The organism is Pseudoalteromonas sp. ESRF-bin5 (genome assembly GCF_002632075.1).
In the GTDB taxonomy this organism is placed as follows: Bacteria; Pseudomonadota; Gammaproteobacteria; order Enterobacterales; family Alteromonadaceae; genus Pseudoalteromonas; species Pseudoalteromonas marina.
On sequence record NZ_NTLW01000132.1, the window covers coordinates 1 to 18,036 of the forward strand.

General features: G+C 39.6%; 17 protein-coding genes and 1 pseudogene. 9 read left to right on the plus strand and 9 right to left on the minus strand.

What is annotated here, in order from left to right; translation table 11 throughout:
• From BCG07_RS07035 to BCG07_RS07045, 3 genes are all read right to left on the minus strand, one after another.
• Window positions 1–1,391, minus strand: a 1,391-nt coding sequence (locus BCG07_RS07035) for a putative bifunctional diguanylate cyclase/phosphodiesterase (RefSeq protein ID WP_286889512.1), incomplete at its 3' end; no start/stop codon positions are given.
• 1 nt (window position 1,392) lies between these two features.
• The gene (locus tag BCG07_RS07040; protein ID WP_286889513.1) at window positions 1,393–1,923 is read right to left on the minus strand and encodes a YfiR family protein; all 531 of its coding nucleotides are present in this window, start codon (window positions 1,921–1,923) and stop codon (window positions 1,393–1,395) included.
• Window positions 1,924–1,932: 9 nt separating this feature from the next.
• Window positions 1,933–3,993 (minus strand): TonB-dependent receptor plug domain-containing protein, encoded by a 2,061-nt coding sequence (locus BCG07_RS07045; RefSeq protein WP_286889515.1) that lies wholly within the window; start codon window positions 3,991–3,993, stop codon window positions 1,933–1,935.
• A gap of 481 nt (window positions 3,994–4,474) precedes the next feature.
• Between BCG07_RS07045 and BCG07_RS07050 the strand changes: the two genes are divergently transcribed.
• The 3 genes from BCG07_RS07050 to BCG07_RS07060 all read left to right on the plus strand — a co-directional run bounded on the left by BCG07_RS07050 (window position 4,475) and on the right by BCG07_RS07060 (window position 7,136).
• On the plus strand, window positions 4,475–5,488 hold the full coding sequence (locus tag BCG07_RS07050; protein ID WP_286889517.1) for a Kelch repeat-containing protein: 1,014 nt from the start codon (window positions 4,475–4,477) through the stop codon (window positions 5,486–5,488).
• Window positions 5,488–6,204, plus strand: a complete 717-nt coding sequence (locus BCG07_RS07055) for an SIR2 family NAD-dependent protein deacylase (protein WP_286889519.1) — start codon at window positions 5,488–5,490, stop codon at window positions 6,202–6,204. Before BCG07_RS07050 ends, BCG07_RS07055 begins: the two co-directional genes overlap by 1 nt.
• A gap of 134 nt (window positions 6,205–6,338) precedes the next feature.
• Window positions 6,339–7,136, plus strand: a complete 798-nt coding sequence (locus BCG07_RS07060; RefSeq protein WP_121638280.1) for a response regulator — start codon at window positions 6,339–6,341, stop codon at window positions 7,134–7,136.
• A gap of 59 nt (window positions 7,137–7,195) precedes the next feature.
• Here BCG07_RS07060 and BCG07_RS07065 read toward each other — a convergent pair whose 3' ends face one another.
• The gene (locus BCG07_RS07065; RefSeq protein WP_024032917.1) at window positions 7,196–7,798 is read right to left on the minus strand and encodes a LysE/ArgO family amino acid transporter; all 603 of its coding nucleotides are present in this window, start codon (window positions 7,796–7,798) and stop codon (window positions 7,196–7,198) included.
• Between the two features lie 105 nt (window positions 7,799–7,903).
• Here BCG07_RS07065 and BCG07_RS07070 point away from each other — a divergent pair, with 105 nt between their 5' ends.
• A complete protein-coding gene (locus BCG07_RS07070) occupies window positions 7,904–8,803 on the plus strand; it encodes a LysR family transcriptional regulator ArgP (protein WP_286889522.1) in 900 nt (299 codons plus the stop codon).
• A 15-nt stretch (window positions 8,804–8,818) separates the two neighbouring features.
• On the opposite strand, the gene BCG07_RS07075 is transcribed toward BCG07_RS07070, so the two are convergent.
• A complete protein-coding gene (locus tag BCG07_RS07075) occupies window positions 8,819–10,132 on the minus strand; it encodes a M20/M25/M40 family metallo-hydrolase (RefSeq protein WP_286889524.1) in 1,314 nt (437 codons plus the stop codon).
• A gap of 400 nt (window positions 10,133–10,532) precedes the next feature.
• Between BCG07_RS07075 and BCG07_RS07080 the strand changes: the two genes are divergently transcribed.
• The gene (locus BCG07_RS07080) at window positions 10,533–11,378 is read left to right on the plus strand and encodes a hypothetical protein (RefSeq protein ID WP_286889526.1); all 846 of its coding nucleotides are present in this window, start codon (window positions 10,533–10,535) and stop codon (window positions 11,376–11,378) included.
• Window positions 11,379–11,470: 92 nt separating this feature from the next.
• Window positions 11,471–11,707, plus strand: a complete 237-nt coding sequence (locus BCG07_RS07085) for a hypothetical protein (RefSeq protein ID WP_138576624.1) — start codon at window positions 11,471–11,473, stop codon at window positions 11,705–11,707.
• Window positions 11,708–11,861: 154 nt separating this feature from the next.
• On the opposite strand, the pseudogene BCG07_RS07090 reads toward BCG07_RS07085, so the two are convergent.
• Window positions 11,862–12,152: pseudogene (locus BCG07_RS07090) on the minus strand (SDR family oxidoreductase); the annotation flags it as partial.
• Window positions 12,153–12,284: 132 nt separating this feature from the next.
• Between BCG07_RS07090 and BCG07_RS07095 the strand changes: the two are divergent.
• Window positions 12,285–12,539: a type II toxin-antitoxin system Phd/YefM family antitoxin gene (locus tag BCG07_RS07095; RefSeq protein WP_286889527.1), complete on the plus strand. Its 255-nt coding sequence runs from the start codon at window positions 12,285–12,287 to the stop codon at window positions 12,537–12,539.
• Window positions 12,532–12,795: a Txe/YoeB family addiction module toxin gene (locus BCG07_RS07100; protein ID WP_004587014.1), complete on the plus strand. Its 264-nt coding sequence runs from the start codon at window positions 12,532–12,534 to the stop codon at window positions 12,793–12,795. The genes BCG07_RS07095 and BCG07_RS07100 overlap by 8 nt, the downstream gene beginning before the upstream one ends.
• Window positions 12,796–12,926: 131 nt before the next feature.
• Here BCG07_RS07100 and BCG07_RS07105 read toward each other — a convergent pair whose 3' ends face one another.
• Window positions 12,927–13,607 carry an SDR family oxidoreductase gene (locus BCG07_RS07105; protein WP_286889529.1) on the minus strand — a complete coding sequence of 227 codons (681 nt, stop codon included), beginning with the start codon at window positions 13,605–13,607 and terminating at the stop codon, window positions 12,927–12,929.
• 228 nt (window positions 13,608–13,835) lie between these two features.
• A complete protein-coding gene (locus BCG07_RS07110) occupies window positions 13,836–14,834 on the minus strand; it encodes a DUF4382 domain-containing protein (protein WP_286889531.1) in 999 nt (332 codons plus the stop codon).
• A 346-nt stretch (window positions 14,835–15,180) separates the two neighbouring features.
• On the opposite strand from BCG07_RS07110, the gene BCG07_RS07115 reads away from it, so the two are divergent.
• Complete coding sequence (locus BCG07_RS07115) at window positions 15,181–16,035, plus strand: mechanosensitive ion channel family protein (protein ID WP_008130006.1); 855 nt, start codon at window positions 15,181–15,183, stop codon at window positions 16,033–16,035.
• A 77-nt stretch (window positions 16,036–16,112) separates the two neighbouring features.
• On the opposite strand, the gene astB is transcribed toward BCG07_RS07115, so the two are convergent.
• Entirely contained in the window at window positions 16,113–17,459 is a 1,347-nt protein-coding gene (astB, locus tag BCG07_RS07120; protein WP_286889533.1) for an N-succinylarginine dihydrolase, read from the minus strand.
• Between the last annotated feature and the right edge of the window lie 577 nt (window positions 17,460–18,036).

Consider the following 18,036-nt stretch of genomic DNA (forward strand, 5'->3'; position numbering starts at 1 on the left):
CCTATTAATCCTTTTTGTGGATGATTCCAGCGGATCAATGCTTCGGCTTTAGTAATGCTCTTACCGTCAACAGAAAAAATAGGTTGATAGTACAACTCAAACTGACTTTCTTTTAAACCAAGTTTTATTTCTTCAATGAGTTTTCTTTTCTCAGTTGCTTTTTCTTCAATTGAGTAAGAGAAAAATTCGTACCTATTTCTACCTTTCTTTTTAGACAAATACATTGCTTGGTCTGCACGTTTTACAAGCTTTTCTACTGTACTACCATGCTCAGGATAAAGAGTAATCCCAATACTTGCGGTAACACATACAGTTTCTTCTTTTAATTGTATCGGTTTTAATAATGCTTGTTTGATTTTATCAGCAACTTTAACAGCGATTGTTTGGTTAGCGTTTTTTAAAATTAATGTAAATTCGTCTCCGCCTAATCTTGCAATTATATCCTCATCTTTTATGCATGCTTTGAGTCTATTGGCTACATGATGTAACAGTAAATCTCCGTAGTCATGGCCTAGGCTATCATTAACGTCTTTAAAGCCATCAAGATCTAAAAATATCAATGCAAAGCTTGTATTGTCATTACTGATAAGCGTTTGTATTTCTTCGTAGAAAAAACGACGATTAGGTAAGTCGGTTAAACCATCTTGGTATGCGTAGCGGTGAAGTTCGCTGTTAGCATTTTCAAGCTCTTGGGTACGTGTTTTAACTTGATTTTCTAAAGCGTGTTCACGTTGCTCTATTGTATAGAGCATATCGTTAAAACATACTGTTAATTCGCCAACCTCATCATTAGAGAGTTGCTCGGCACGTAAACTATAGTCATTTGATTTAGTGATGTCGTTAGCTGTTTGAGCTAAATATAAAATGGGGCTTAAAAAACGACGCCTCAGTAACAATGAAATAATTAGGCTGACAGCAAAGGATAGTAGCGTGAGACTAATTATAAACTTTACATAAAAATTTATTCGATTATTGATATAGCTATTGTTAGCGTAGATTACTAATTCGCCAACGTTGTTACCATCTATAGTTAGTTGTTTTTTTACTTCAACAGCATGCTCAACATTATCGGATAACATGTGCGAATTAGCTTTTGCTACAATATCTCCAGTTCGATTAGTAACAATAGCAGAGATTACATCTGTACGAGTAAGAATAGGCTTTATTAGTTCTTGAATTGCTTCTAAATCTTCAAAGATAAGTGCGGTGGCTATATTTGGCGACATCATGTTTGATAGAGAGTTTAGACTTTCTATTTGTTCGCCTTTTGCACTGCTTAATTCGTATGTACCAAATGCTACAGTTACAATACTACTTGATATAAATGCTACGCTCATCAGTATAAAAAGCAGCTTTTTACTAATAGTGTCTAAGGTGAATAGTCTTTTCATTCTAACTATCCACAATTCGCGCAAGGCGTAATACTTTAGAGCTTATTGTTAAGCCATTTGATTTAAGGTTATTAGGTGATATTTCGAAACGGACCTTACCGCTTGATAGAAAAAATCTTATGTGACCATTGTTTTCTATAAATCCGTCACTTTCTCCCACTAATAAAATATTTTGATAAGTTAAACCAGGAGTATTTACCCAATCTTGGTATGTTTTTGATGTAATGAATACCATGTTGCATTGTGTTAGTGAGCTACTATTAAGTGATATGTGTTTATTTACTAATGGGCGCTTTTTAATACTGCGCTTAGTGAGTGCAACATCAGCAATGTTGATGAATGTTTCGTCTGGGCTACATAATGTAAAGTTATCATTATGATACGTCGGTGTTACCCAGTTTGCAAAGCGAGCAAAGTTATACAAAAAACCAGCCTTGAGCATATACTCTTTCTCTGTCGCAGCACTATTAGCACTAAAAAATAGTGTTAATGTAATTAATAGGCCGTTGAGTAAAAGTTTTAATAGCTGCATTAAATAATCTTAAAAGCTGGCTTTAATTGAAAATGTTATACATTCATCAATGTAGTTAGGCAGTGTGTAGGTTTCACGAGTGTTGTTATACTCAATGTGAGAGCCTGCAAATAAGTTTTTACCCGACAAAGCCGTAGACCATGTTTGGTTAATTTGATAATTCCAGGTTATATCCATTGTAGTGTAACGGTTGGTATTATAAGCGTCTGAGTTTTCAACTCTAAGCGTTGCAAAAATATTATGTTTATTAAAAAGCGTATAGTTTACTTTGCCAAATACTTGTCTATTAGTTGAATCAAAACCTATAGTTGGTGTTGCTCCCTCGGGTAAATCATAATCAATTTTTGTATAGCTATACCCTAGTTCTGTACTTAGGTTATTCAGCGGTTGCCAGGTTGCAACTATATCAAACCCGTTAGTTGTTGTTTCACCCTGCGAAACAATATCAAGATCGACACGAGTTTGAGTAAGCGCAAATGCGGCTTGTTCAAATTGACCGAGCTGAAAAGAACGTATAGCAGGCAGAAACTGATTGGGATCGGTGTTAAATCTAATCGCTGCTATATTATCGGCATCTGTATGGAATACGGACAAATCTAATGATGTGCTATCACCTTCAAAGCGGTAGCCTAACTCGTATGAAACGTAGTTTTCTGATTCAACTTTGTCGTTGCCATTGAGGTAAGTGGCAATCGCATATTCATCAATAGCTTTAATGCCAGTACTTCCACCAAGCGCCTCTTCTACAACTGTCCCATTCACTTTGTAGTCATCATTAAACTCTATCAGGGTAGGTGTACGTACACTTCTGGATATAGCACCCCATATTAGATGGCGCTCTTGTGGCTTATAGATAACCCTAGCCGATGGTTGGTTTTCCCAGCCAGTTAAATCATTGTGATCGAGCCTAGTGCCGACAACTAAATCAAGATAATTGGGTATAACATTATATTGGGCTTGGATTAATCCACCATATTGTTGAAGATTGTCTAGGTCTTTATCACTGTCTAAAAATACACTTTCCTCGAAAGATATTTTGTTATATCTGTAATTCAAGCCCCAATCTAGCTGCAAAGAGTCATATAAAAAGTTCATTTGGTAGTCTATATCTATAGATTCAAAGTTTTCTTTTATATATGTTTGGTTGCCACTTTGTTTTAGCCATGACACTTGCAACATTTGGTTTGCGTCGGGAGATATTCTATTTTCTAGGCGCGCCATAACACGAGAATCAGTACGTGATAAGTCCCCAGAAAATGAAACGTTTCTATTGGTCTCGTCAATAACTCCACGGTAGTTTTGGCCTAAGTTAGAGTGTGTAACATCTCCTTGGATTAAAGCAGACCATTCGTCACTTGGTGTAAAGTCAGCACGCAAACCCAAAGAATGTTGTTTGGCTGTGTCGCTAGGCGTGAGTGAAATCCCTTTTTTTGACTCATTAGCATCTTTTACATGACCATAAATACGGTAACTGCCTTTATTACTTAAGTCGCCGCCATATCGCGCGTTAGCATCAATATTTATTTGATTACCGGTAGTCGCATTCGCGTAGGCACCACGAGTATCAATACTGTTTTTAGTAATAATATTGATCACGCCATTATTTGCATTTGTGCCCCACAATAGGCCGCCTTGACCGCGAATAACTTCTATTCGTTCAATATCATAAAGTGGGACATTCAGTGTTTCCCAATAAACAGCAGCAAATTTAGGTGTATATAAGCTTTGCCCATCAACCATAACTAAAAGCTTACTTGAAAATCGAGACGCAACACCGCGCGAAGAGATTGCCCATTGATTATTATCAAGTTGCCTAACAATAAGTCCAGGTACCATTTTTAATGCTTCTGGTACTGAGTTTGCGCCAGATTTATTAATTTGCTCTTTACTTAAAACATAAATAGACGAGGCAGTATCAAATGCAGATTGAGCTCGCTTCATTGCAGACGTTACTTGAACATCCATTTCCATTAATGCGCTAAGATCGAGCTCAGCATCTTCAAAAGGGTCTGCAATTACAAGCGGTGATAAAAACAATAATGGCCATAGTGATTGATGCGAAATTTTCACTAAGGAACTCCTACCTAGTCATAAGTTATATAAGCGAAATTGCTTTTCTTAAACATTTGAAGAACATTACATTAACATTATGAATGGTGTAAATATAGCAAAAATACGCTGCTACTTTTTATGTGAGCCTTTAACTTTTTTCAATATATCATTAGCTTATAAAGTAACCATAACTAAAAAAATACCATAGCTAACGTATACACGGCTTCATTAAAATTAATTTTAAATGATTAATAATATATATTATCTTTAAACAAAAGTATTAAGTCCATGTTTAATTGTTTTTTTATCAACCAAAAGCGGATGATTTTTACACTTAACGTAAGTTCATAAAGTTAATTTAACAAAAAAGTAGCTTTGACTTATTTTATATTTTGAGGTGTTGAAAGCAGTAAGTGCATCACAAGGCTTATCAAAACTGGTTCAGCGTTGAAAAATAAATTAACCTTACTTTATTAACCTTTAATAAGATTATTTTTATATGAGTTTTATTTTTTCTGCACTGCTAGCTAGCATTCCTGCTTTACCTGAGCCTGTTGCAAACAACGCAGTAGCTAAAGTTACAGCGCAAAATAACACCTATTTCTTAAGCTTTATGGGCTTAGCTTCAAATAAACAATTTAGTGATGTACATAATAAAGTGTGGGCATTAAAGCTGGGAGAAAGCCAATGGCAGGCTAAATTGGCAGTACCTTCTAGCTTGCCAATTAAGGGGCGTTTAGCAAGTACAGCGGTTGGTATAGGCAAATACGCTTATGTATTTGGTGGCTACACTGTTGCTGCAGATCACACGGAAATATCGAGCCCAGACGTGTATAAATACAATATAACCACAAATAGCTATACGAAACTCAAGTCTATGCCAGTCCCAGTAGATGACAGCGTGGCGCTAAGCTACAAAGAGCGTTACATATACCTTATTAGCGGTTGGCATAACGATGGCAACGTAAATTTAGTGCAAGTATACGATACTAAAAACAATACATGGCAGCAGGCGTCGCCTTTTTTAGGTGAGCCTGTATTTGGCCAAGCGGCTGCCATTAGTGGTAATACTATTGTTATTTGCGATGGCGTAAAAACCCAAGCAAATCCAAATTCACGCCGCTCGTTTGCAGGGGTTGCACAATGTTTAAAAGGCACAATAAACGCCAACAACCCACAAAAAATAGATTGGCGAACGCTGCCACACCCAACAGGCGAAGCACATTATCGTATGGCTGCTACAAGCTATAATGGCCATATTTACATGCTAGCTGGCTCAAGCAACCCCTATAATTACGATGGCATTGGTTATAACAAACAGCCAGCTCCAGCAAGTCGTCATGTATGGCGCTTTAATATTAAAAATAATACATGGCAAGTCATGCAGCCACTTAAAACTGCAACGATGGATCACCGAGGCTTACTAGAGCGTAACGGTATTTTATATCGTATTGGTGGAATGAATAACCAACAGCAAGTTATTAATGATGTGCTAGGTTACGAGGTCAAATAATGAATACGCTTTATATTACCGGCGCAGGGGTAAGCGCGGCTAGTGGTATACCTACGTTTAGAGGGGAAGAAGGCTTTTGGACTATAGGCAGTAAAAACTATACGCCTATGGAAATGGCAACGCGCGCAATGTATCAAAATAATCCGCGTGAGTTTTTGGCTTGGTATTACAACCGTTTTGCAACGTATCGTAACCATGGCCCTAATGACGTGCATCATTGGTTGAGTGATAAAAACTTAATAACCCAAAATATAGATGGGCTTGATGGCAAAGCCGGTAACAAAAATTACATTGCTATACACGGCAGGCTCGATCAAATGACGCTATTTCATGAGCAAGGCGAAGCTGTTGAACCGCTAGTGACCCCATGGGATAGCGTAGACGAAAGCCGCCTGCATGACTCTCTTTTTGAGCTATTTAATATTCAAAACCAAACGCCTGAGTTAAATCATTCATTTAAGCCCTTTGTTTTATTATTTGATGAATACTACACCGAGCTTTACAGAATATCCGAAGCACAGCAGCGTATGCTCAATGCCGATAAAATTGTATTTATGGGTACCTCATTTAGTGTCAATATCACTCAAATGGCAATTGAAATAGCTCGAACTTACGACATACCTATTGAGGTGGTCGATCCTAATCCCGCGCATGTTTTACACCCAAATGTAAGCTATAAGAAAATGACTGCACTTGAGTATATCCAGCATTGCTAATTTATTTATGTAATTTAAAACTTACAAATAAATACATAAAAATATGCGTTTTGTTAACTCCAGTGATACATGTTGTTTTATAATGGAGTTGTAAACCGAAATCGTTTAAAAATAACGTAACCCAAGAGAGTTACATGAGTGATTTAACTGCAATAGCCAATTTATCAATATTATTAGTAGAGCCTTCAGAGGTTCAGCAAAAAATAATAATAAAATCGCTTGCAGAAAGTGGTGTTAAACAAGTAGAAACTGCGGCTACTCAAGCGCAGGTTTTATCGTTACTTGAAAGTTACCACCCAGACCTAGTAATAAGCTCGATGTACTTATCAGACGGCACCGCCGACTCATTATTGCAAAAAATAAGACTTAACCCCGCCACTGAACATCAACCTTTTATGCTTATATCGAGCGAGCGTAATAAAAAGTACCTTGAGCAACTACGCCAGTCGGGTGTGTTGGCTATTTTACCTAAGCCTTTTAGCGCAAAAGCCATTACTCGCGCACTCAAAGCCACTCTCGATATAATAAGCGAAGAAGAAGTAGAGCTTGATCATTTTGATGTAACGCTACTTCGCGTACTTGTAGTAGACGACAGCCGCTTTGCTCGTAAACACATAATACGCGTACTTGCTGGCATGGGGATCCCCGAACCCGTAGAAGCCGAAAACGGAAAAGAAGCCATAGCGCACCTTAGTGAGCAATCGTTCGATTTAATCGTTACCGATTACAACATGCCAGAAATGGATGGTCGCGAACTAACCGAAACTGTACGTGGCTCAAATGCTTACTCGCATATTCCTATTTTAATGGTGAGCTCAGAGGCAAACGACACTCACCTAGCTAATATTGCGCAAGCAGGAGTTGATGCCATTTGTGATAAACCGTTTGAACCGGCCACAGTGCGAGAATTACTTTATAAAATAATGTCTTAGTCTTTTAAAAAACGGCTAACAACAGCGGTAATTAAATACATAACTACCGCTGTTTTGGCTTATTGGCTTGGCACGTTATATAACTGAAACGCCACAAAACATAAAATAACCGCAATACAGCTATCAAATACGCGCCATCTAAATGGGGAGCTTAAAACCTTTTTTAATTTTGGCGCAAACAACACTAAGCTACTAAACCAAATAACAGAGGCCACACAAGCACCAATAGCAAAGTGCATAGGCGCGGGTTGTAATGCGCCAATGCTGCCAAGTAGTAATACGGTGTCTAAATAAACATGTGGATTTAGTAAGCTTATAGCAAAGGCCGCAAGGGCCGTTTTCCACCAGCTCACTTTTATTACCTGAGTTACTTTTAACCCCGATGTGCCTTTAATTGCACTGCGCGCAGAGCCAAATGCTAAGTAAAGTAACATAGCTATACCGCCCCACGTTAACCACGGTAATAACCCCGGCAGCCATAGCTTTAACTCATTAGCGGCAAATACACCTACAATAATTAGCGTGGCGTCGCAAAGAATACAAACCGCAGCTAAAACAAAACGGTTAGCGCCCGCCATACATTGGCTTAAAATCCAAATATTTTGCGCCCCAATGGCAATAATTAAACTTAGCCCTAACATCACGCCCGACAAAAACGACATACTTCTAATCCACTCAAATAAAACCTGTTATCCAATGCCTTGCAGGGTAGGGGGTATTCTGTTACAAATCCAATGAATATATTTATTGTTATATGCGTAAAACTCATGATTGATTACCAGTTACTCAATGCGCTTAGTGCCGTTATAAGTGAAGGCGGATTTGAAAAGGCCTCAAAAAAATTATTTATTACCCAATCGGCGGTGAGCAGGCGTATTCATCAGCTTGAGGCCAAACTAGGCGAACCCGTATTAATAAGAACCCAGCCGCCAACGCCCACGGCACTTGGTAAACGTTTACTTAATCATTTACAGCAAGTATTACAGCTAGAAGTGGCCCTTAATGTAGAGGCACTTAACGAGCACACAGATTTAAACACCCCGCTTAGCGTAAAGCTTACTGCTAATGCGGATTCGCTTGCAACCTGGCTGCCCGAAGCACTCGCCGTATTAGATACAGAGCTTGCGTGCAAATTACGCTTTGAAGTCATTAGTGAAGATCAATCCATTGCCCATAAAAGAATGAAAGACGGCGAGGTTATGGTGTGTATTAGCTCATCCCCCGAGCCCGTTAATGGCGGCCTAGTTAGCCCACTTGGCGCCATACGCTACAAAGCCATTGCAAGCCCCGATTTTATAAAACAACATAAGCTTACTGAGCTTTCGCAATTAGCGCATTTACCGTGCTTGGTATTTAGTGAGTATGACAAGCTACAACACCAGTTTTTAGAAGATATTAATGGCTCAGCCCCACTGTTTACCCATATTTACCCTTCGTCAGAGGGATTTAAACAAGCCATGATAGCAGGCCTAGGTTATGGGCTATTACCTACATTACAGCTAGGAGATTCGCTGATAAAAGGCGAGTTAGTCGATTTATTCCCAGAATATTATATTGATACACCTTTGTACTGGCACTATTGGCAAACCGAAAGCCCGCAGCTTAAAACGTTGCGTAAGTTTGCATTACAAGTAGCAGGCAAACGGTTAGAGCCTATTAACCCATAAAGGCTAAGCCTGCGTCTATAACTGCCCTAATCTGTAAATAAGCAGTGCTGTTTTAGCGGTGTTTTTATTAAGTGAGGTTAAATCGGCGGTTTCGTTTTTAGTGTGTGCGCCACTGCCCATTAGGCCTAGGCCATCAAGCGCCATATCAACATGGTTTGCAGCAAACGAAATATCAGCAGCACCGGCATTACGTGGGTTTGCAGCCTCCACTTTGTTATAGCCTAAGTCTTGGCTTGCTTGGCTATACAGTGCAAGCAGCTTTTTATTACCCTCAGTGAGCCCCATTGGTGGGTAGCCGTCTTCAAAAATAAGCTCAGCTTGGCTGCCATTTAAGCTTTTAGCCACTATTTGCTGCATCACTTTTTTAGCGCCTTCTACCTGCTTTGGCGAAAGCGCCCGTAAATCACCCGCTACATGCACGGTTTGCGCAATTACGTTATTTTTACCAAACGCCGTGGCTGACGAGTTAGCGCTGTCATAATCGGCATTTGTACCGCCTACAATAAGCCTGGGGTTAAAGGTTAAATTAGGTTGTGTAGCTAGTTGCTCTCTAAAGTCATTTAAAATACGCGACGCCTCGTAAATAGCGCCATAGCCCACATTGTCACTAAATATTTGCGATGAATGTGCAGCATTGGCCGTTACATTTAACGTCCAGCCGGTATTGCCACGGCGCGCCGCCATCGCGGTTTTAATATTGTTATCGCCGTTCTCAAAACCTAGCGCTACGTCAGCCCAAATTGCGCCATCAACAATCGCCTTTTTAGATAAACTAAGTGGGCGGCCGCTGCTTTCTTCATCGCCGGTAAGCAGCACTTTTACGCTTACGTTTTCAAGTAAATTGAGCGCTTGCAGGCTTTTAAGTGCGGTAATTATAATAGTGTTACCACCTTTCATGTCGGCTACACCTGGGCCTCTGGCGGTGTGTTCATCAATTTGTTTATAGGTAGTAAAGTTATCGTGTTTAGCAAACACGGTATCAAGATGGCCGATCATCAGTATTTTTATTGCATCGGGATCATTACTCTCATGGGTTGCTAATACATGCCCTGCGCGGTTAAACGTACTGCCATCTAACCACTCAACCTTAAAACCAATCGCTTTTAGTTGCTCGCTTGCCAGCGCGCCTACCTTTTTTACGCCTTCAATATTTAGTGAGCCGCTATTAATGTTTACCGCTTGTTCTATTTCTTTAAGCGCTTGCGGCATGTTTTGCTCAACTTGTTTTACTATTTCACGCTCGTTTTTATTAAGCGCCGCGTAGCTTGTAAGCGACAGGGTACTTGCAAGGATAAGAATAAGTGCTTGGCTAAATTTTAAAAGTGACATAACAGCCTAATAATTGAAAAGTAGTTCAGCTAATATGAAGTAAAAATACAAAGGGTTCAATAGAAGTAGATTGTGATTTTTAACTAATTTTATAAGCAACAATGAGTTACAAGGTTAAGGGTTATAGGTGGAGCGCGTTACTGGTTTAAACTCAGGTATTTAAAATATGATTTGTTAATTAATAATCAACTAGTACAACTACACAGCTATATATCTGATATTACTGGACCCCACCATTTTAGGGTTTTGCTGTATTTAGGAAAAGTAAGGCGAAGCTAACTATTTGTTTACAGGTGTTTATTTTATAGCTAGGATGAAATCAGTATAAAATAGGGACATTTCGCAGTTTATAAACGGCAAATGTCGTAGACTTAATTGTCAAATTCCAGAGGAGGGTATATTGAGTAATCAACCAGAACATAAGGATTTTTTGACTTGGTGGAAAGAGGACTTTGGTCCAGGATTGGTTGCTACTCGTAAGGCCCTGGAGCCACACATTAAGCAATGGCAGCAAATTGCGGTGGCTTTGAACAAAGCGTTATCTAAATTTATCGAAGAGCATAGAGAAAGTATTGAGTTATGGGTTCAATTTGCTGAGATTTATCCTCAGCTTGAGCCTTACATAAATAACATCACTTATGGGTTAAATGATCCTGACTTTGAAATTGCGAATGACGTTGTTGAATTAGCACATATTTTTGAAACTATAGATCTTCAACAAGACCCCAGTGCAATTTCTCTTCTTGATGTAATATCTGGCGAAGCTTTTCAATCCTCACTTATTAATTTTTATTCCAATTTGACACTAGATGAAAATCGATTGCCTTTAATAAAAGAAGCTTTGGAATTACATAACAGTGGTCACTATGCTGGTAGTATTTGCTTGCTCTATGGGCAGATTGAAGGTGTTCTGACTGAATCATTTGAGAAAGCTAATTACATCATTATAAATCAAAGGAAAACAAACCCAGTCAAAGAGGACGGTTCTGTTAAAAATAAATCTAATTTAACGGGTTTAGTGCCTAAGCTTGAACACGCAATAACTCGACAAGATCAACTGCAATCATACTATTCAAAAATTAAGACATATGAGCTTGTTGCAGGCGACTCGGAAGAAACTATTCCTAAAACGAGAAATAAAATTCTTCACGGTAGTGAAGTTATGTTTAATACAGAAAAACGTAGCGCTCAACTGATTTTGTGGCTTTACTCCACAATATTGCAAGTCCGAGTGCTAGGAATTTAACAAGCTCAGTCACAGCGATGGCTTTTCCGTTGAGGCTTCTCTTCATTACAAAGCCACGCGTGCCTCGGGCGTTATATGTACATGGAGATATTATGAATTCTAAAATTGAATTATGGGATCACAGTAGTAACTACATATTTGGTGAATTGAAGCCTAATAATAAAATCGAATTGTGGGATCATAGAAATAATTATATTTATGGTGAATTAAAAGGAACTAAGTTTGAATTATGGGATCACGAGAACAACTACATATACGGTGATTTAAAAGGGAAAAAAATAGAACTTTGGGATCATAGAAATAACTACATTTATGGTGAATTAAAGTAATTTTTTAAGTTCTCAGTACGTGTACAAAAACTCTAGACGACCAATGCTTTTATTTCATTTTTTCAGTGGCATTAAAAATGTATTCGATATTAACAACCGTCAGGTTTAACGCCATTGGCATTAAACCTGACAGCTCAAATTTAACCAAACAACGTTAATTAGTCGACATTAAATAAATCTCGCGTACGTTGTTGCGCTGGTTTGCTTCAATGGCAAACAGTACGGCGTCGGCTACATCTTGCGGGTCGAGTTTGTCGGGCTTTGCTTCATCAAAAAATGGGGTGTTCACCATGCCAGGGGCTATGGTGGTACAGCGGCCATTCCACTCGCTCATTTCTTCAACTAAGTTTTGGCCAAACCCGTAAGCAAATCATTTAGTTGCGCCATAAATAGAGCCTTTTATTGGCTTACGGCCAGCGGCTGAGCTGGTTAATATAAAGTGGCCTTTGTTTTAGCCCACATGTCCGTGCGCTTTATTTAGAAATTTGCTACCACCACAAAGTAATGCACAGTATCCTGTACATGTAATAATTTTCAAGCTAAACTTGTCTTATATAATGTACAAGTGAGGTGCAAAATGAGAATAGTGTCTTTTACCGAAGCCCGAAATAGTCTAAAAACCGTTTTGGATAATGTAATTAATGATGCAGATACGACAGTAATCACTCGTCGTGACACTGAAGATGCGGTTGTAATGTCATTAGATTACTACAACAGCCTTATGGAAACTGTTCATTTACTTCGCTCTCCAGCGAACGCTGAGCATTTAAACCGTTCAATTGCGCAGTATAAAGCGGGCAAAACGACTCCACGAGAACTTCTTGATGAGTAACAGGTTATTATCATGGACTGATGAAGCTTGGAATAGTTACGTCTACTGGCAGACTCAAGATAAGAAAACCTTGAAACGTATAAATAAGCTAATTGTCGATGTTAAGCGTTCTCCATTTGATGGGATTGGAAAACCGGAACCCCTCAAAGAAAATCTTTCAGGCTTTTGGTCTCGTAGAATAGATGATACAAATCGTTTGGTATATGCCGTGGATGATACAGCAATTACAGTTATCTCGTGCCGTTACCATTACTAAATAAACAAGATAAATAAACAAGACATCCATCTTAAATTATTCATACTATCCAGCCAGTAGTTATCAAAAACAACCATCAGGTTTAACGCCATTGGCATTAAACCTGACAGCTCAAATTTAACCAAACAGCGTTAATTAGTTGGCATTAAATAAATCTCGCGCACGTTGTTGCGCTGGTTTGCTTCAATGGCAAACAGTACGGCATCGGCTACATCTTGCGGGTAGAGTTTGTCGGGTTTAGCTTCATCAAAAAATGGGGTGTTTACCATGCCAGGGGCTATGGTGGTACAGCGGCCGTTCCACTCGCTCATTTCTTCAGCCAAGTTTTGCCCAAACCCGTAAGCAAACCATTTAGTTGCACCGTAAATAGAGCCTTTTATTGGCTTACGGCCAGCGGCTGAGCTGGTTAATATAAAGTGGCCTTTGTTTTGGCGTAAATGAGGCAGGGTTGCTTTTGCCGTCCACAGCAGGGCTTTAATGTTTATGTCTATCATGGTTGACCATTCATCGGGGTCGCCTTTTTCAGTGCCTGCGGTTGAAACGCCCATACCTGCGTTGGCAAATGCGGCATCTAGTCGGCCAAATTTTTTAAGCCCTTCTGTTACTACGTTTTCAAGTTCGGTAAAGTCGGTGGCATCTGCGGGTACACTCAGTGCGTTATCTTCACCTAATGACTCAACTAGTTCAGCTAATTTATCTTCACTTCTGGCGGTAAGAATGACTTTATGGCCGTTATTAACCAATGTTTTTGCACTCGCTTCACCTATGCCACTAGAGGCACCTGTAATTAGAACTACTTTTTCTTTCGCCATGATTATTTCTCCTATGTTTACATATTCAAAATGATAAGAACGGTTTAACTAATACGTGCTATTAACTGTACCAGTTCTGGGTTAACGGGGCTTGAATGCAGGTCACTTTTCGAATGAATTATTTGGATGATGTTAGATGAGTGGCTTTAATGGATTTTTGCAAAGGTGGAGTGTTCGTTTTTGTTATACTTTTTATAAAAAAAGCGCACCTTAAAGTGCGCTATACGTTTATTGTGTTATGTCAAAGCTGACTGAAAGGTCCTCAGTTTGCGGTACACTAATTTGCTTAAGTTGATAAACAGTGAAATCAGTATCTTCTAGCTCTGCATCGTCTATATGTGCGGTGCACGTATAGCCAAGTTGGTAGTCTCCCGGTGTAATGAAAGCAAGCTCAAACTCATATTGGTTATCGTCTTGGTCAAATACAACATTTGCGGTCGCAAGTGGGGCATCTTCTGGGGTTTGCTCATCTATTTCGTATATATCTTTAGGTATTTGAGCATCTGATGAATATAAATATACGGCGTGTCCAAACGTTGAATCTGCAGCAGCAGTGGCGATATTGTCTGTTTCACAGTTATTAATAAGCGCTTGGCTTACTGTGCCTTCAATTTCTTGTGACTCAGAAAGATTTTGTAATCGTACGCCTCTAGGTTTTAAAAAGATCTCCTCATTATTTTGGGGATCGACCAGCGATTTTTTTAGGTCAAATTCTAAAACAAAGTCGTTATCAGTTTGGTTAAGTGTAAAGCCATCGAGTTGTATTTCGCCTACACCATCATTCCCTTTTCTTTTTACCACCAGCGGAGCAATGCTGTCGTCTTCGTATACTACGTGAGATGTAAAACTAAGGTTATTAGTATCGCCATTTATAACTTGAGCGCGGATCCACGAGTATTCGCCTGCTGGCACTTCTTGATCGTCAAGCAGCTCAAAAACATCATCCCCGGTGTAATCGAGCAAATTAACCATTTGTGGTTGAGATGCGTCAGCTTCACTTCGGGTTTCAAAACTAAATTCTTCATCGCCTTGTGTTTTAATTGTGATTGAATCAAACACGACGTTAACCGCTTTTAAACCACTAACCGGCGCATCTGACACACCAAGGCTAAAGGTTGATTTGTCGCTAGATTGTGGCGGTGTTGTGTCATTGTCATCACTTGAAGAGCCACACCCCGCTAATGCAAAAAGAACGGCGCTGCTGACTAATGTTGATTTAATATTCATGATTTACTCCTTTAGTTTATAAAGCGGATTGTAGAAGGACTAAGCTGAATTTAGATTGAACTGGTTTTTAGAATAGTTACTTGAAATTAATTTTTATTTTACTTTGCGCATTTTTGAACAAAAGTATGTACGCCATAGGTTAACTAGTTTGTGAGCACTAAGGTTTTAAGTGTGAAAATTTAAGCGAAAAAAAGAAAAACTTTGCCCAATTAATTTGCTGATATAGGCACACCTTCCACTTATTTTAATGCTATCGCTTTAAAATTTTTACTATATACTCCCGCCACTTCTTTTGAAGTGTATAGATTTAATTCTTGCTGATAATCAGCCCATAGTTGGAATATGTATGAAAGATAAACTTATTGTGTTTTGGCAAAGCCATTCAGAAACAATCATCACTTTAGGTTACAAAGTGGTATTAGCCTTGGCTATTTTAGTTGCGAGTGCGCTTATTGCGCGTTCAGTAAAAAAAGCGATTAAAAATTCTAAGTCGCCATTAAAAAAAGTAGACGAAACGCTACTGCCGCTTTTATCGAGCATTGCGGGGTATTTAGTTTATATAATTGCTGGGCTGTTTATTTTAGATATTTTTGGCGTTAATACGGCAAGTTTAATAGCGCTAATGGGCGCGGCGGGTTTAGCGATTGGTTTAGCGCTTAAAAACACCTTAAGTAATATTGCCGCTGGCATTATGTTATTAATACTGAGGCCATTTAAAATAGGTGATTTTGTAGATGCGAGCGGCACGCTTGGCACAGTGAACGAAATAAACTTATTTACGACCATTTTTAAAACCACCGACGGCCTTTATATCGCATCGCCTAACGGTAAAGTATGGGGCGGCAACATTAAAAACTTTACCCGTAACGGTAAAAGGCGCATGGATATAGTGGTGGGTATTTCGTACGCCGACTCTATTGATGTGGGCTTAAATGTACTTAAAGAACTCGCCGAATCAGAGAGCCGACTACTTGCAGAGCCTGCACCTAAAGTAATGGTTACTTCAATAGGCGAAAGCGCAGTAAATATTCAATTACGTGCATGGGCTGTAAATGGCGATTACTGGCAAACAGTGTGGGATTTAAATAAACGCGTTAAAGAAGCCATAGAAGACGCGGGGCTGAGCATTCCGTTTCCGCAGCGAACGTTGCATATATCTGAGTCGATGGCATCGGCAATAACAGTAAGTAAAGAAACTTAAACTCTATTAGCACAAACACAAATAAAAATAGCGAGCCTTAGCTCGCTATTTTTGTATTAGCTTTTTGCTGACGAGTATTAACCTTCTAATTGAAAGTCGTACACTGAGCCTAAGTTAAGCAGTTGGGTTAGTTCATCCAGTGCTTGGTAGCTTTCGGTAAGTAGGGCTGAATCGGCAAAGTCGCTTGCGCCTAGCTTATCGCGGTAGTTACGCTTTGCCCAGTCACAAAGCTGAGTGTATTTAGTATCGGTTAAAATAACCTCTGGGTTTACCGCAGTAAGTTCTTGCTCGTTAAGAGCTACACGTAAACGCAGGCAGGCAGGGCCGCCGCCATTTTGCATACTTTGGCGCAGGTCAAAAAACTGCACTTGGTTGACTGGGTTATCGGCTAAAATCATTTCTTCAATGTAGGCGCTTACTGCGCTATTACGTTGGCACTCTTGTGGTGCTACTAATAGCATTGAGCCATCATCTAGGCTTACTAATTGGCTATTAAATAAGTAACTGCTTACTGCATCGCTAATGCTTACTTTATCGGTAGGTACTTCAATTATGTATAGCTGTTTGCTGCCGGTGTAGGCATCGCGAATTTCATGCAGGGCATCTTGTTGGTTTAAAAATGCTTGCTGGTGGCAAAGCAATACGTTTGCGTTACCTACTGCAATTACATCGTTATGAAACACGCCTTGGTCTATAACATCTGGGTTTTGCTGCAGTAAAATTTGGCTCGATTCTTTTAAGTTATGTAATCGGCAAATGGCTTCTGAAGCTTCTAGTGTTTGCCTTGCAGGAAACTTAGCCGGTTTTGGTAATTGGCTGTTAAAGGCACTTGCACCAAATACAAACATTTCTAGGCCTTGCTCGCCGTGGCTGTCGCAAAGTCGGGTATGGTTAGCCGCGCCTTCGTCGCCAAAAAAGCCCTGATCGGGTAAATGCGTGTGGTGTGCAAAGTAGCTATCGTTATTAAACATGGCTTTTAGTAAGCGGGTAGTTGTAGCAGGCTCTAGGGAGCGATGAAACTTATTGTTTAAATTAGCTGACGTAAAATGCACTTTGCCATCGAGGGTGTCTGGCGATGGAGAAACAGTAGCGGCATTGGCGGTCCACATTGCAGAGGCCGAATAACACGCGCGCAATAAAATAGGGTCGGCTTTAAATGCTTTATGAATAACTTGCGAGTCGTTGCCGGTAAAACCTAGGCGACGTAGTACGTTTAAATCGGGGCGTGCATGGGGCGCAAACACACCTTGTGTTAGGCCTTTGTCGTGCATGGCTTTCATTTTTTCAAGGCCCTGTAACACAGCTTCTTGAGGGTTTGAAAAACTTGCCGCATTATTTAACGAGGCAACGTTACCATACGATAAACCCGCATAGTTGTGAGTAGGGCCAACTAAGCCATCAAAATTTACTTCTAAGGCGTGCATACACGTTCCAATCATATTGTTTTTAGTAACTTAACAATACAACGCAATGGCCGCGCTTGCAAAGCCTATAAATACGAAATTTATCGGCTGTAAACTCGCTCTTTGTCGCACGTAGTATGGGTATTGCTCGGATCGTTTACCTGCCATACGCTAATGTCTAAACGCCATAGTAGGTAAAGGGTGTGGTATAGGTTAGCCATGGTATTTTCCTTGAAAGTTTCACTGAACACATCTGTACTTTGAAAGAATTATGCCAACTGTTAATTGAATATTTTATGAATACAAATCAGATATTTATTAAAACACTAAAAATAACTTTTGAGCGCTTAGCACCACTTTGGGGCTAAAAGGGTTAAAAGTTGCACCAAAAAGCCACGCAACAGGTGCGTGGCGTATGGTTTATACGCTGTATTTAGCGCCCTACTTTACCCTTTACTAGTGGGTCGAACGACAGCACACTAAATTTTCCTTGGCTGGCATTTCTACCGTTATTTAATACTGGCGAGCGATGTAGCTCATCTACGGTAAAATATATTTTATGATCGGCGCCATAACTAAAGCCATCAGGCCAGCTTAA

Bases quoted from the DNA above. Each gene is read 5' to 3' on its own strand.
- BCG07_RS07040 (WP_286889513.1), bottom strand. From the start codon at position 1,923: ATGCAGCTATTAAAACTTTTACTCAACGGCCTATTAATTACATTAACA.
- BCG07_RS07050 (WP_286889517.1), top strand. From the start codon at position 4,475: ATGAGTTTTATTTTTTCTGCACTGCTAGCTAGCATTCCTGCTTTACCT.
- BCG07_RS07055 (WP_286889519.1), top strand. From the start codon at position 5,488: ATGAATACGCTTTATATTACCGGCGCAGGGGTAAGCGCGGCTAGTGGT.
- BCG07_RS07060 (WP_121638280.1), top strand. From the start codon at position 6,339: ATGAGTGATTTAACTGCAATAGCCAATTTATCAATATTATTAGTAGAG.
- BCG07_RS07065 (WP_024032917.1), bottom strand. From the start codon at position 7,798: ATGTCGTTTTTGTCGGGCGTGATGTTAGGGCTAAGTTTAATTATTGCC.
- BCG07_RS07070 (WP_286889522.1), top strand. From the start codon at position 7,904: ATGATTGATTACCAGTTACTCAATGCGCTTAGTGCCGTTATAAGTGAA.
- BCG07_RS07075 (WP_286889524.1), bottom strand. From the start codon at position 10,132: ATGTCACTTTTAAAATTTAGCCAAGCACTTATTCTTATCCTTGCAAGT.
- BCG07_RS07085 (WP_138576624.1), top strand. From the start codon at position 11,471: ATGAATTCTAAAATTGAATTATGGGATCACAGTAGTAACTACATATTT.
- BCG07_RS07095 (WP_286889527.1), top strand. From the start codon at position 12,285: ATGAGAATAGTGTCTTTTACCGAAGCCCGAAATAGTCTAAAAACCGTT.
- BCG07_RS07100 (WP_004587014.1), top strand. From the start codon at position 12,532: ATGAGTAACAGGTTATTATCATGGACTGATGAAGCTTGGAATAGTTAC.
- BCG07_RS07105 (WP_286889529.1), bottom strand. From the start codon at position 13,607: ATGGCGAAAGAAAAAGTAGTTCTAATTACAGGTGCCTCTAGTGGCATA.
- BCG07_RS07110 (WP_286889531.1), bottom strand. From the start codon at position 14,834: ATGAATATTAAATCAACATTAGTCAGCAGCGCCGTTCTTTTTGCATTA.
- BCG07_RS07115 (WP_008130006.1), top strand. From the start codon at position 15,181: ATGAAAGATAAACTTATTGTGTTTTGGCAAAGCCATTCAGAAACAATC.
- astB (WP_286889533.1), bottom strand. From the start codon at position 17,459: ATGCACGCCTTAGAAGTAAATTTTGATGGCTTAGTTGGCCCTACTCAC.